Raw genomic sequence first — 13,341 nt, forward strand, 5'->3', positions numbered from 1 at the left:
AGCGTTCACGCGAAGCCGCGCAGCAGCGCAGCCGCGCAGCCGCGTTCCCGCGTGGACCCTGGGCGCCCGCGGCCGAGCGCGCGTGCGGGGTCGAATAGAATGGTGCGGTGACCAGCACCTCCGACGTTCAGCCCACCCCCGCCGCCGCAACCCTGCAGCTCGTGCGCGGACTCTTCCACCTCGTCGCCGTCGCATCGGTGACCGTGTGGGGCTTCGTCGCCTGGCCGCTGCCGCTGCCGGGTCTACTCACCGGCTTTGGGTTCCTCGCGCTCTCGGTGCTGCTGTGGGCGCTGTTCCTCTCGCCGCGCCCCGTGCTGCGCACCGACCGCTTCGCGCAGGCCCTCTTCGAGCTGCTGCTGCTCGCGGCCGCCGTCGCGGCGCTGCTCGCGCTGGGCGTCTTCTGGGTCGCACCGGCGATCTACGGCGTGGCCGGCGCGGTGGTGGGCTACCTCGCCTCGAACCGCCGCGGCTAGACGCGGCGCCCTCGCGCGACAACCTTGGCAGCGGCAGGGGCTATGCGATAGGTTACGAACTGGCTGCAGCCGCACAGCAGCCCGCTCTATCGATGCTGTTGGGAGTCGCCGAACGTGGCAGATCATGGTCCGCACCAGGAGGGTGCCGCTGCCGCTTCAGACGAGCAGCGCTCGCTGGGGATCCGACTGCGCAAACTGCGAAAGAGCAAGCAGCGGTCGCTCAAGAGCATCGCCGCGGATGCCCAGGTCTCCGAGAGTTTCCTCTCCCAGGTCGAACGCGGTCTCACGAGCCCGTCGATCGCGTCGCTCCGCCGCATCTGCCTGGCGCTCGGAGAGAACATGGGGGCGCTCTTCGCAGAGGAGTTCGATTCGAGCGAAGCCGACGACCGGCTCGTGCGAGTCGCAGACCGTCGCAGGATATTCAGACCCGACGGCAGCGCCGACTACCTCCTCACGCCGCCGCTCGCCCGACATCTGGAGATCCACCACAACGTCGTCGCGCCGGGTCGGACCTCGGGCCCCGAGCCCTACACCCACGAGGGCGAAGAGGAGTGCGTCCACGTGCTGGAGGGCTCGCTCCAGTTTCAGTGGAACGGCACGACCTACGACCTGCACTCGGGCGACGCGATCCTCATCGATCCGAAGGTCGGGCACTCCTTCGCCAACATCACCGACCGCAGCGCCGTAGTGATGTGGATCATCTCCCCCGCCCGAAGCGACATCTGATCCATCACCGGCGCATGGTGCCGGTGACATCGACCTCGATGAGTGTCGGTTCGTTCTTCGCGAGCGCCCACTCGAGCGCCTCGCGGAAGCCGATCTCGTTCATGCCGTCGGCGACGACGGATCGTGCTTCGATGCGGAACCCGCGGGCGAGCGACACGAAATCAGGAGCGGTGAAACTGACCCCCACGGGCGCGATGCCAGCACTGTCCATGCCGTCACGGATCTCCTGGTATCCGCCATTCGTGAACACGATGGTGACGACGGGCAGGCCGAGCTCCGCAGCGGTCGCGAGTTCCTGCACGCTGAAGAGCATCCCGCCCTCACCGGTGATCGCCACGACCCGATCCACCTCTCCGGTGAGAACGGCCCCGATCGCCGCGGGGATCGCGTACCCGAGCGTGCCGTAGCCCGCGGGGTAGAGGAAGCGGTTGGGCCTCTGAGCCTTCCAATAAGTCGCCGTACCGAAGTAGGTCACCTGCGACGAGTCGCCCGCGATCGCGACGTCGAGGGGATCGGTGAGGTCCTGCACATGCTCGTGAAATCTTCGGTAGCCATCCCCATAGGCGGCGAGGTCGGCGGCGACAGCCTCCAGGTCCGCGGCATCCCACGCATTCGAAGCGGATCCCGCACCCCGCCGTTCCGCTACCGCAGCGGCAAGTCTCGGCATGACGAGTTCCGAGCGTCCGAGCAGCGGAAACGGGGCCCGGGCGTTCGCGTGCATCATCTGCGCGTCGACATCCACCCGGATCATCGTCTCGCCCAGCGCGGGGCAGGGCCCCCAGAACTCGGAGCTCCCGAGATCGGACCCGACGACGAGCACCGCGTCGGATCGCTCGAGCATCTGCTTCGCCGCGTTCACGCGAAGCGACACCCCGAGCGACAGCGGGTGCGTCTCGTCGAGCACCCCCTTCGCGTTCGCGGTCGTCACCACGGGCGCCCCCAGCGCTTCCGCGATCTGGCGCACCGAGCCCGCTGCTTCAGGATTGGCGCCGCCTCGCCCCGCGACGATCACGGGGCGTTCGGCTTCGACGAGCCGCTGCGCTGCTCGATTGATCTCCGCCTGGGCGGGCCAGCCGCTCCCCGTGTCGAACGCCGGAAGCTCGCCGAGGATCAGTTCCTCCTCCGCGGTGAAACGATCGAAGGGCACCTCGAGGTAGGCCGGCAGGGGGCGCTCTGTCTGCCAGGATCGCGCGACTTCGTCGATGAACGAGACGGCTGCGGCTCCACTCTGCGCCCGGCGGCTGCGCACGAGCCGGCTCATGAGCCCCAGCTGCGACGGCAGATCGTGCAGCCAGCCCGCTCTTCCGTCCGCGCCGCCCTCCGGGATCCCGGGGGCGATCGCCAGCACCGGCACCGACGCTGCGAGCGACGTGGCGAGGGCGGTGATGAGGTTCGTGATTCCGGGTCCCGTCGTCGTGACCACCACAGCGGGTCTGCTGCTGACCCGGGAGTAGGCGTCGGCCGCGTAACCGAGCCCCTGCTCGTGATGGGCGGATATCACCTCGATGCCGGCCGTGCCGAGCGAGCGGAAGAGCTCGAGGTTGTGCGTACCGGGGATGCCGAACACGTGTTCCACGCCGTACTGCGTGAGCCGGCGGGCGATCGCATCGGCAAGGGTGACGGTGTCGACCGGGGATTCGCTACGGAGCATCGAGTATCGTCCTCACTGGGCCGGAATCGGTGTCGGGGTGCCGACGGCGAACGAGCCGTGCAGCACGTCGCCACCGACCACGGTGGCAAGGGTCGCGACCTGGTCGAACTTCTCGGGGCCGATCGCGAACGGATCTCGATCGATGATCGCCAGGTCGGCGAGGAGCCCCGGTGCGATGCGGCCCTTCCGCGTCTCCTGCTTGGTCGCGTAGGCGGCGTCGACCGTGAATGCGCGCAGCGCCGTCTCCACGTCCACGGTCTCTGCGGGATTGACCTCGACCCCGTTCTTGTTCTGCAGCTGCAGCATGCACCGCATGGTGAACCACGGATTCGTGGTGAACGGCTGAGCTCCGGCGGTATCGGAATTGCCCGGGATGCGACCCTGAATCCGCTCGAGCGTCCGCAGCGCGTACTTCGCGGCCCCGGGCGGCTGTCGTCGGGCCGGATCGTCGGGCTCGGCGAACACGAATCCGGGGTTCGGCACGGCGAGTCCCCCCGCCGCGACAAGGCGCTCGAGGTTGACGGTGCCGAAGCTCTCGTTGAAGAAGTGCTCGATGCGCAGACGATGGTCGAGGTCCGGGAACACCTGGTGCACTCGCTCCACCGCGGATACCGCGATCTCCTGCGCGAGGTCGCCTATCGCGTGCGTGCACACCTGCATGCCGGCGCGCACAGCGGTGACGAGCTCGTCGACGAGAGTCGGGTAGAGCCGGGTGAGCAGTCCCCACCCGTCGGCCGGCCCGGAGAGATCGTCGGTGCGGAAGGCGCCGTCACGGCCGCCGTCCATGAAGATCTTGATGCCCTGCACCCAGTAGCGGTCGTCGCCCAGCTGCCCGCCGAGCACCTGCATCACGCGCTGCGAGGTCTCGATGAGCGGCTGGTGACCCGGCTTCGCGGTGAGCAGCACGCCGAGGCGCGGGATCTCGCGCTCGTTCGCAAGCCCCTGCATGGCGCGCAAACCGTCCGCAGTGCAGCCGATCTCGTGCACTGTGGTGACGCCGTTCTTCAAGAACAGCTCACGCAGCGACTCGCGGATCGCCGGGGCGAGGCGGTCTCGCGAGTACGCGGGGATCGCGAGCAGATCCCACGCCTCCTCGAGCACGCCGTTGAGGCGCCCCTCCGCGTCGCGCTGAATGCGTACGCCCGGCCCGACCGCGGTGCCCGCATCGATTCCGCTCGCGTCGAGCGCGGCCTGATTGACCACATACTTGTGCATCGTCCATCGCACCGCGGCCGGGCGATCCGGGAACGCGGCGTCCAGTTGCTCCTTGCTCGGCAGGTTCTGGCCGAAGGTGCCCTGGCCGATCACCCAGTCCTCGGCGGGGAGGCCGGCCGCGCGTTCCACCAGGCGTGCCACGATCGCGTCGGGAGCGGTGAGCTCCCGCACGTCGATCCAGAAGTGCCGCGAGAGCGCGATCATCTCGACGTGCGTGTGCGCGTCGATGAAGCCGGGGAGCACCGAGGCTCCCCCGAGATCGTGTTCGGGCGCATCCTCCGCAGCCGCACGCACCTCGGCGAGGCTGCCCACCGCGAGGATCTCCCCGGCTGAGACGGCGATCGCCTCGGCACGGGGACGGTCCTCGTCCATGGTGATGACGCGGCAGTTCCGCAGGATGTACGCATCGGTGCCGGCGGTCATGGCCGCGGATCCCCGATGGCGTGGTTGCCGAGCTCGCGCGGCTCGACGCGGCCGCCGCGCCAGTAGAACTCCCACGGCTTGCTGAGCGTCTTCGAGTGGGAGATCGCCGAGAAGAGCTTCGAGCGGAGCGGCGTGAGGGGTCGCGGCCACTTGTAGTTGAGGATGTCATAGGCGGTGGTCAGCCCCTGCACCATGTTGATGCGCGGGCGCGTCGACATCTCCCAGTCGTGCAGCGCGTCGCGCACATCGTCCTCGGCGGCCAGGCACTCTGCCAGCTCCCATGCGGCGCAGATCGCCACGCCGGCGCCCTGACCGAAGTTCGGCGGTTGCGCGTGCGCCGCGTCGCCGATGATGGCGACGTTGCCTTTCACCCAGCTGTCGCAGTAGACGACCTCGTGGCGGTGATGGACCGACATCTCGGGGGTGACCGCGTCGAAGTACTGGGCGAGGTGCGGGAAGTGCCGCTTCCAGTACGCCTTGTCCAGGGGTACGCGGGTGGCGCGGCGATCCTTCTCGGGACCGATGATGAACATGTAGGTGTACTCGTCGGAACAGGGGGCGATGCCCACCCGCAGCTGGCCCGACCAGTGCTCGGTGCTGTAGGCGCCCTCGTTGGGGTGCTTGGGAACGAGCACGCGAGTGGCGCCGTCACCGAGACCCACCTTGAGGCGTGCCAGCTGCAGCGAGTCGCGCACGCGCGAGTGGAGGCCGTCGGCGCCGATCACGAGGTCGGCCTCGACGCGTTCGCCGTCGGCGAAGAGCAGCGCGCCCTTGGGATCCGCTCCCACCACGCGGCGCCCGGTATGCACCTTGGCGCCCAGCTCGAGGGCCTTATCGCGCAGCGCGTTGTGCAGTTCGGAGCGGAGCGCGACGACGAGGCGCTCGCCGCTCACGTCGCGGCTGGTGACGATCACCCGATCCTGATCGACGATGCGGGCGGCGTCGATGCGCACGCCCACCTGCTGGATGCGCTCGCTGAGCTCGAGCTCGTCGAGCACGTCGAATATGTTCTCCTTGATGTAGATGCCCGCACCGATCTCGCGCAGGTTGTCTCCCTGCTCGTAGACATCGACGTCGAAACCGAACTTCGCGAACGAGGCGGCGGCTGCAAGCCCTGCGATGCCGCCGCCCGCGACGGCGATGTGTTTGGTCATTGTCTTCTCTCTCCTCTGAATGGTCTTCTGAACCCCGGCGAATCCGGGGTGTCGTGGTGGCTCGAACCGGGCAACCGGTCTCCTCAGTCGGCCATGACGGTGATGTCGGCCGCCGCCAGGTGCACAGGCACCGTCTCACCGAGACTCACGCTGCTGCCGCTCCCCAGCGCGCGCCGCACGACGACTCCTCCGGTACCGGGAATCGCCAACTCGAGCTGCTCGTTCTCGCCGAGCAGGTTGACCTCTTCGACCGTGCCCTGCAACTGGAAACCGGGGGTGCCCTTCGGAAGCTCCCCGATCCTCGTCAATGCCGGGCGCGCGGCCAGCTTCACCTCTCCGCTCAGGGCCGACTCCACCTGCGCGGCCTGCGAGAAGGCCCGGAGCACGCCGCCCGAGAGTTCGCCGTCGAAGATGTTCGAGTCCGAGAAGAACTTGGCGACGAAGGAGTTGGGCGGAGTCCTGAACAGCTGCATCGGGGTGTCGAGGCCGGCGAAGTTCCCCTGGCTCATGATCGCGACCCGGTCGGAGAGCACGAGCGCCTCCTCCTGATCGTGGGTCACGTAGATCACAGTCGTGCCGATCTGGCGGTGCACGCGCTTGATCTCGGTTTCCATCTGCAGCCGCAGACTGCGGTCGAGCGCGCCGAGCGGCTCGTCCATGAGCAGGATCTCGGGTTCGTACGCGAGCGCTCTGGCAAGGGCGACGCGCTGCTGCTGCCCGCCCGAGAGCTGCGCAGGCCGGCGATCGCGCAGATGCTCGAGGCCCACGATCTCAAGCATCTCGGCCACACGGCGATCACGCTTGGGGCCGCGCACCTTGCGCACGTTCAATCCGTAGGCGACGTTGTCGGCGACGGTCATGTGCGGGAAGAGCGCGTAGTTCTGGAACACCATGCCGAGCTGGCGCTCCGATGGCGTGAGGCTCCGCAGATCGGTGTCTCCGATGCGCATCTCGCCGCTCGTCGCGTTCTCGAAACCGGCGATGATCCGCAGCAGCGTTGTCTTGCCCGAGCCGGAAGGGCCGAGCAGGGTGAGGAACTCACCGTCGCTGACGTCGAGGTCCAGTGCTTTCAGCACCTCGGTATCACCGAAGTTCTTGACCAGCCTGCGGATGTGCAGCTTCACGTCCACCGCCTGGTCAGCGATCGTTCCGCGCGCAGCAGTCATTTCTTTCCCTTTCGAAGCGTGGTGGCGAGCAGCATCAGCGCGGTCGTCACGAACATGAGCAGAGTGGCGATCGCGGTGATCGCGGGGTCGACGGCGTACTGCACCGAATCGAAGATGTACTTGGGCAGCGTCACGAGCCCGACTCCGCCGAGGAAGGTGATGAGCACCGCTTCATCGAAGCTGGTGATGAACCCCATCAGGAAGCCGGCGAGCAGCGAGGGCATCAGCAACCGGAGCGTGATCGTGAGCCAGGCCTTGAGTCGGGAGGCGCCCATCGTCATCGCGGCGAGCTCAAGGTCCGGTGCGATCTGTTCGAGTGACGTCGAGAGCACGATCACCACGAGCGGCAGCGCATATACCGAGTGGGCGAGGATCACGCCGACCTTCTCTCCGAGCAGCCCGAGCTGCGCGAACACGCCGTACAGGCCGACGGCGTAGGCGGCGACCGGAATCACGAGGGGCGCGATCGCGGAGCCCTCGAACAGGCCCTTGCCCGGGAGCGTACTGCGCTTGAGTGCGAAGACGAGCGGTAGCGCGACGAGCAGTGCGAGCGCACCGGCCCAGAGGCCGATCTCGATCGAGAGCATCGTCGGCTGGCCCCAGGTGCCTGAGGTGAAGACCTCGACGTATCGTTCGAACCCCCACCGCTTCGGCGGGAACGAGATCCTCGCGTCGTTGGCGAACGACATCACGACGATCGCGAGCGCCGGGGCGAGCAGGAACACCAGGCCGATGAGCGCGACGACCCTGCCGAGCCACCTGCTGATCTGGTCGATGACGCGCGGAGCGCGACGCAGGCTGTGACGTGTGGTTGCAGCGCTCATCCTCCGAGTCCTCCCTTCAGCGCTCGGGCGCCGACCGCGCGCAGCGTCACGAGCAGCACGACGAGCGCGGTCACGAGCAGCACGACGGACGACGCGGCGGCTCGCGGGTAGTTGAAGAAGCTGAAGATGTCGTCGCCGATCACCGAGGCCATGAACGGCACCTGCGCGCCGCCCAGCAGCACCGGGGTGATGTAGAAGCCGATGCTGATCGCGAACACGATGGCTGCGGCGGCGGCGAGACCCGGCGTCACATTGGGCAGCCAGATCTTCAGCATCGCGCCGGTGCGCGACGAACCGAGGATCCTCGACGAATTGAGGAGCTCCCGATTGAAGCCGGAGATCGTGGGATACATCGCGAGCACCGCGTAGGGCAGCATCGTGTAAGTCATGCCGAGCACCACGGCGAAAGGCGTGTAGAGCAGCGACAGCGGTTGATCTATCACGCCGATCGAGATCAGGAGCGAGTTGATCACGCCGTTCTTGGCCAGCAGTACCGCCCAGGCGTAGGTCTTGACGATCACCCCCATCCAGAACGGCAGCAGAATCGCAGCCCACACGAGGCCCTTCACCCACGCGCGCTGCGGAGTGGCGAGGATCCAGGCGAGCGTACCGCCGATCACCAGGCACAGCGCCGTCACGATGACCGACATCACCAGGGTGTTGACCATCGAGTTGCGGATCGCACCCGAGAGGAACACCGCGGCGAAGTTGGAGAATCCCCCCTCGCCCTGGGTAAAGGCGTCGACGGTCAGTTTCACCAGGGGGTACACCACGAAGAGGAGAACGAGGATGACGAGCGGAATCACCATCAGGATCGCCGTCGGTCTCGGCAGGCTCGCCGACCACGGTTTCCTCTTCCGACCTCCGCTCACGGTGGCCAGAAGCTGAGTGCTGCTGGGGTTGGACATACTCGTTCTCCTCTCCTTCGCGCGCCCGGATCAGCCGCGGAGGAACTCCTGCCAGCGGTCGTTCACTTCCTGGTAGTTCTCGACGTACCAGTTGAAGTTCATGCCGCCCAGCAACTCGCGGTTGGCCGGGAAATCGGCGAGCGTCTCGGCGACCTCGGGCTCGATGTAGTCGAACGAATCGGGGTTCGGCACCGAGTAGCCGAGCGCCTGTCCCCAGTTCGCAGCGGCCTCGGGGTGCGTTGCGATCCACTCGACGAACTCCCACGCGGCCTCCGAATCCTCAGAGCCCTCGACGACGTTCCAGAAGCCGGGGTTGTACAGCCCGCCCTCCCAATTGATCTCGAGGTTCTCCATGTCCTCCGCCACGGCGTAGGAGCGACCGCTGTAGCCGAAGCCCATGTCGACCTCGTTGGTCGAGAACACCTGCATGAACTGGTCGCCGCTGTTCCACCAGGTGCCGCCGGCGGCTTTGAATTCCTCCAGCTTCGCGAACGCGCGCTCCATATCGATCTCGTGAGTGGCGAGATCGGCCACATCCACGCCGGAGGCGACCTCCGCGAGGCTCAGATTCACCAGCGGCGAGGTTGAGATGCTGGTGCGGGATCCCGGGAACTGCTCGGTATCGAACATCTCCGCGGTGTTCTGCGGGCAGGCCTGTGCGGCAGCCGCGTTGCAGGCGGTGATGTATCCGAGGATCGACCAGGTGATGCCGAAGTCGGTGACGGCGTCCTCCGGCAGCACCTCGGAGATGCGCTCCCTCACGTCGTCCGGCATCTTCTCGATGAGACCCTTGTCGTACGCGATGTACGCGTCGGGCGCCGAAGTCGAGTCGAGCAGATCCCATTCGATGTTGTTCGCCTGCTGCTGCGCTTCCAGGCTGGCGACGTACTTGCCCGGAGCATCGACGATCTGCACGTCGTAGCCGGTCTCCTCCACGAACGGGTCCACGAGGAACTCCTGCGTGGCAGAGGTGAAGGGGTCGCCCCAGCTCGCGATGACGAGTGACGGATTCTCTCCGTTATCGGCTCCGCCGCCGGAGGTTCCGCCCCCGCTGGAGCAGGACACGAGGCCGAGGGATGCGGCCAGGCCGAGTGCGACCACTCCGCCGAGCCCCAGTCGACGTTGAATCTTCTTTGATTTCATTACGCTTCACGCCTTTCTTGATCTTTTTGCTACGGGAGGGGTGAAAGTTCTTGCCGACGAGTTCTGTCGTCGGTGTCGAGCGATGCGGGCCCGTGCGCCCCCGGAGGGCTCACGACCCAGAGCACCCGAGCGCTCTCCCCGCCCGCGTTGACCACGCGGTGCGGTGTCTCCGAGTGGAACGAGAGCGAGTCCCCGGAGTCGAGGAGGTGACGATCCTCGCCCAGTTCGACGCCGACGCAGCCGCTGAGCACCACGATCATCTCTTCATGGTGCCCGTGCGCGTACTGCCCGTGACCGGTGGAGCCGCCGGCCTCGAACACGACCTCGAGCATTTCGAAACGGCTGAGGCCGCGCGAGCCGACGATGGATTTGATCGCCCGGTCACCGAAGGGAAGGAGCGGTCGTTCGGCCGCGCGCACGACCGCGGAGTAGCCGTCGTTGCCGACGGCGCCGAAGACATCATGGATGTTCATGCCGAGCGCGTCGGTGATGAGCCGGAGCGAACTGATGCTGGCCTGGGTGCGACCGCGCTCGAACTGGCTGAGGAAGCTCTGCGAGAGACCGGTGGCGGCGGACATCTGCTGCAACGTCATCGCGGCGCCGCGACGCATGCGCCGGAGCACCGGCCCGATGTCTTCATTGCTCACGTGCATTGCCTCACTGCAGAAACTCGATCTCACGAACACCACGAGACTACATGATTGGTTAAGTTTTATACAGTGACGATTCAGTTACATCTTGAGAAAGATAGCGCATCCGCGAAATCATACGGATCACACGGCAGCCCTCACACAGAATCGCCGGGCGCATTGCAGATATACTGAATAATTATTCAGTCTCACTATCGCGCCGGTCCTCCCTCGCACAAGCGGCGGCGACCGGACCGCAGCGCACCCGACTCGCCGCGCTCCCGCTCCAGGCGGGGACAGCCGGATCGGGAGGTCGAGACGGCTCCGTCGGGCGGAGAACCTGTCGACTCCGATCCGGCGGGACCCGCGATCCCGGATCTTGCGTTGCGGGGCGAGAGCATCCGCGAGATCCAGCGCCTGCTCGGTCAGCCGCGATCCCGATGCCGCCGATGGCGCGGTGACCGGCGCGGCCGAGGAATACCGCCCGATCGTTCTCGGTTGAGAGGCGCATGCCCCACACCACGCCCGCGCCGCGCTCCGCTCCGACCCCGCTGCGGGCGGTCGCCGGAGCCGACGCGCACCAGCTCATCCTCGGCCTCGACACCTTCGGCGATGTCACCCGCACCGCCGACGGCGCGCCCGTGCACCACGCGCAGGTGATCCGCGACGTGGTCGAGCAGGCCGCGCTCGCCGAACGCTCCGGGGTCGACGCGATCACCCTCGGCGAGCATCACCGGGACGACTTCGCGCTGAGCAGCCCCGAGATCGCGCTCGCCGCCATCGCCGGCCGCACCGAGCGCATCCTGCTCGGCACCGGGGTGACGGTGCTGTCGAGCGACGACCCGGTGCGGGTGTACGAGCGGTTCGCGACGCTCGACGCCGTGAGCAGCGGCCGGGCCGAGGTGATCCTGGGCCGCGGCTCCTTCACGGAGTCGTTCCCGCTCTTCGGCTTCCGACTCGAGGACTACGACGCGCTCTTCAGCGAGAAGCTCGACCTCTTCTCCCGGCTGCGCGGCGAGGGCGCGGTGACCTGGTCGGGCAGCCACCGCAGCCGGCTCGTGGAGCAGGAGGTCTTCCCGAAGACCGAGCAGCCCGACGGGGTGCGCGCGTGGATCGGCGTCGGCGGAAGCCCGCACTCCGTGCTGCGCACGGTGCAGGTGGGCATCCCCATGATGCTCGCGATCATCGGCGGGGATCCCTCGCGCTTCCTGCCGTTCGCGAATCTCTACCGGCAGGCCCAGGACGAGCTGGGCCGGGATGCGATGCCGCTCGGCGTGCACTCCCCCGGCCACATCGCCGAGACCGATGCCGAGGCCCGCGATCAGCTGTGGCCGCACTTCGAGGCGAATCGCAACCGCATCGGCGCCGAGCGGGGCTGGCCGCGCACGACGCGGGCGGAATTCGAGCGCGAGGCCGATGAGGGGTCGCTGTACGTCGGTTCGCCCGAGACCGTGGCGCAGCGCATCGCGCGCACGGTGCGACTGCTCGCCGCCGACCGATTCGACCTCAAGTACGCCAACGGCACCATGCCGCACGAGCTGCTGTGCGCGAGCATCGAACTCTACGGGCGCAAGGTGATCCCGCGGGTGCGGCAGCTGCTCGCGGACTGAGCCGCGGGGCGTGATCTGCTCGCGGACCGCGGTGCAGGGTCTGCTCGCGGGCCGCGGGGCGGGGTCTGCTCGCGGATCGCGGTGCAGGGTCTGCTCGCGGACCGCGGTGCAGGGTCTGCTCTCGGGCCGCGGGGCGGGACCGTCGCGGCGCCGCCCCGATCTCTCGCGCGACCCGGCGCCCGCCCCGCCCCACCCAGCCACGCACACGCACCGATCGACGTTCGAGCACCCCGTTTCGCGAGAAACAGGTGCTCGAACGTCGATCGGTGCCGAACCGCGGACGGCCCGCGCTCAGCGTCTACGCGACAAGCGTGCGCCACGCCCCGGTCTCGGCATCGGTGGGCATGCCGTCGAGGATGCGGATCGTGCGCGCGTCGGGGTCGGTGATGATCGTGGCGAGCGTCGCCCACCGCTCGCCGTACGTCTTCGACATGTCGGCGCGGCAGGTGAGGGGCGGCTCCCCCTCGCCGCTCAGCAGCACCCGCACCAGCTCGTCGGCAGCGGCCGGCGCGCCCTCGGCGAGCCGCTCGCGCACGAGCGCGAGCCGCTCCGAGGAGTCGGGCTCGTAGATCTCCGACTTCTGCTCGGCGAGCGGCGTGCCGTGCTGGAAGTGGTTGGTGCGCTGCACGGATCCGTCCACCTCCTCGATGGGGAAGACTCCGGCGGGGCTCATCTCGACCGAGACGGCGCGCTGCGCGTCGAGCATGGTGAACGCCGACGACGACGCGACGGGCGCCTCTCGGATCAGCTCGATCGCCTCGTCGACGGAGCGGCACTCCGAGAGCACCACGCTCGAGAGCAGATGCATGGGCACCCCGTCTGGGCCGTCGCCGCGATGGCCGAGGATGTTGAAGTGCAGGGCGAGGCCGGCCTCGTTGACGCCGATCTTCGAGAGGATGCCCTGCTCGGTGAGCCCGGCGTAGCGCAGCCCGGGGCCGGTGACGGTGTGCGTGTGCCAGAAGGGGTCGAGCTCGATGTGCCAGTCCCAGGTCTGCACACCGACGCGGTGCCCCCCGATCTGCGCGGTGAGCGTCGAGCACTCGCTCGAGCCGCGGCCGCCGAGGGCGATGATCTCGGTGCGGGCGTTGAGCGCGACCACCTGCGCGAGCTCGATCCCGGCGCCCTCGGCGACGCCGGCGAGCTGCTCGACCAGCTGCGGGCGCCAGCCTTCGAGCGCCGCGATGACGCGCTCGACGCCCTCCCGCTCGTGCGCCTCGCTCACGCCGAGCACCCGGAACAGCTCGGCGTACTTCGCGTAGGCGGCCGGCAGCGTGGCCCGCAGCGCGGTGCCGCGGCTGAGCCCCAGCTCGCGCGGGGTGGCGCCCGAGACGTCGAGGTGGAGGCGTTCGGGTGTGGTCGTCATGGGGGTTCCTTCTGAGTGGGTGCGGAGTCGGGTGCTGCGGGTGCCGGCGAACCGGG

General features: G+C 68.1%; 12 protein-coding genes. 3 read left to right on the forward strand and 9 right to left on the reverse strand.

Features of this window, described 5'->3' with window-relative positions:
• The first annotated feature begins 107 nt into the window (after positions 1 to 107).
• Both H490_RS22180 and H490_RS22185 read left to right on the forward strand, forming a co-directional pair.
• Entirely contained in the window at positions 108 to 473 is a 366-nt protein-coding gene (locus tag H490_RS22180; RefSeq protein WP_017883644.1) for a DUF2568 domain-containing protein, read from the forward strand.
• Between the two features lie 114 nt (positions 474 to 587).
• Positions 588 to 1,199, forward strand: coding sequence for a cupin domain-containing protein (locus tag H490_RS22185; protein WP_017883645.1), 612 nt, complete (start codon positions 588 to 590; stop codon positions 1,197 to 1,199).
• Positions 1,200 to 1,203: 4 nt separating this feature from the next.
• Here H490_RS22185 and H490_RS22190 read toward each other — a convergent pair whose 3' ends face one another.
• The 8 genes from H490_RS22190 to H490_RS22225 form a co-directional block, all read right to left on the reverse strand.
• Positions 1,204 to 2,850 (reverse strand): thiamine pyrophosphate-binding protein, encoded by a 1,647-nt coding sequence (locus H490_RS22190; RefSeq protein WP_017883646.1) that lies wholly within the window; start codon positions 2,848 to 2,850, stop codon positions 1,204 to 1,206.
• A 12-nt stretch (positions 2,851 to 2,862) separates the two neighbouring features.
• Positions 2,863 to 4,488, reverse strand: a complete 1,626-nt coding sequence (locus H490_RS22195) for an amidohydrolase (protein WP_017883647.1) — start codon at positions 4,486 to 4,488, stop codon at positions 2,863 to 2,865.
• On the reverse strand, positions 4,485 to 5,642 hold the full coding sequence (locus H490_RS22200; RefSeq protein ID WP_017883648.1) for an FAD-dependent monooxygenase: 1,158 nt from the start codon (positions 5,640 to 5,642) through the stop codon (positions 4,485 to 4,487). The genes H490_RS22195 and H490_RS22200 overlap by 4 nt, the downstream gene beginning before the upstream one ends.
• Before the next feature lie 83 nt (positions 5,643 to 5,725).
• The gene (locus H490_RS32865; protein WP_041205224.1) at positions 5,726 to 6,808 is read right to left on the reverse strand and encodes an ABC transporter ATP-binding protein; all 1,083 of its coding nucleotides are present in this window, start codon (positions 6,806 to 6,808) and stop codon (positions 5,726 to 5,728) included.
• Positions 6,805 to 7,632 carry an ABC transporter permease gene (locus H490_RS22210; RefSeq protein WP_017883650.1) on the reverse strand — a complete coding sequence of 276 codons (828 nt, stop codon included), beginning with the start codon at positions 7,630 to 7,632 and terminating at the stop codon, positions 6,805 to 6,807. Before H490_RS22210 ends, H490_RS32865 begins: the two co-directional genes overlap by 4 nt.
• On the reverse strand, positions 7,629 to 8,540 hold the full coding sequence (locus tag H490_RS22215; RefSeq protein WP_152424218.1) for an ABC transporter permease: 912 nt from the start codon (positions 8,538 to 8,540) through the stop codon (positions 7,629 to 7,631). The genes H490_RS22210 and H490_RS22215 overlap by 4 nt, the downstream gene beginning before the upstream one ends.
• Positions 8,541 to 8,570: 30 nt before the next feature.
• Positions 8,571 to 9,683, reverse strand: a complete 1,113-nt coding sequence (locus tag H490_RS22220; RefSeq protein ID WP_081611617.1) for an extracellular solute-binding protein — start codon at positions 9,681 to 9,683, stop codon at positions 8,571 to 8,573.
• Positions 9,684 to 9,712: 29 nt separating this feature from the next.
• Positions 9,713 to 10,330, reverse strand: coding sequence for a helix-turn-helix domain-containing protein (locus H490_RS22225; RefSeq protein ID WP_193743394.1), 618 nt, complete (start codon positions 10,328 to 10,330; stop codon positions 9,713 to 9,715).
• Positions 10,331 to 10,821: 491 nt separating this feature from the next.
• Between H490_RS22225 and H490_RS22230 the strand changes: the two genes are divergently transcribed.
• Positions 10,822 to 11,922 carry an Atu2307/SP_0267 family LLM class monooxygenase gene (locus H490_RS22230; RefSeq protein WP_017883654.1) on the forward strand — a complete coding sequence of 367 codons (1,101 nt, stop codon included), beginning with the start codon at positions 10,822 to 10,824 and terminating at the stop codon, positions 11,920 to 11,922.
• A 298-nt stretch (positions 11,923 to 12,220) separates the two neighbouring features.
• Here H490_RS22230 and H490_RS22235 read toward each other — a convergent pair whose 3' ends face one another.
• Entirely contained in the window at positions 12,221 to 13,285 is a 1,065-nt protein-coding gene (locus H490_RS22235; RefSeq protein WP_017883655.1) for a C45 family autoproteolytic acyltransferase/hydolase, read from the reverse strand.
• Between the last annotated feature and the right edge of the window lie 56 nt (positions 13,286 to 13,341).

It is taken from the genome of Leucobacter sp. UCD-THU (genome assembly GCF_000349545.1).
GTDB lineage: Bacteria > Actinomycetota > Actinomycetes > Actinomycetales > Microbacteriaceae > Leucobacter > Leucobacter muris.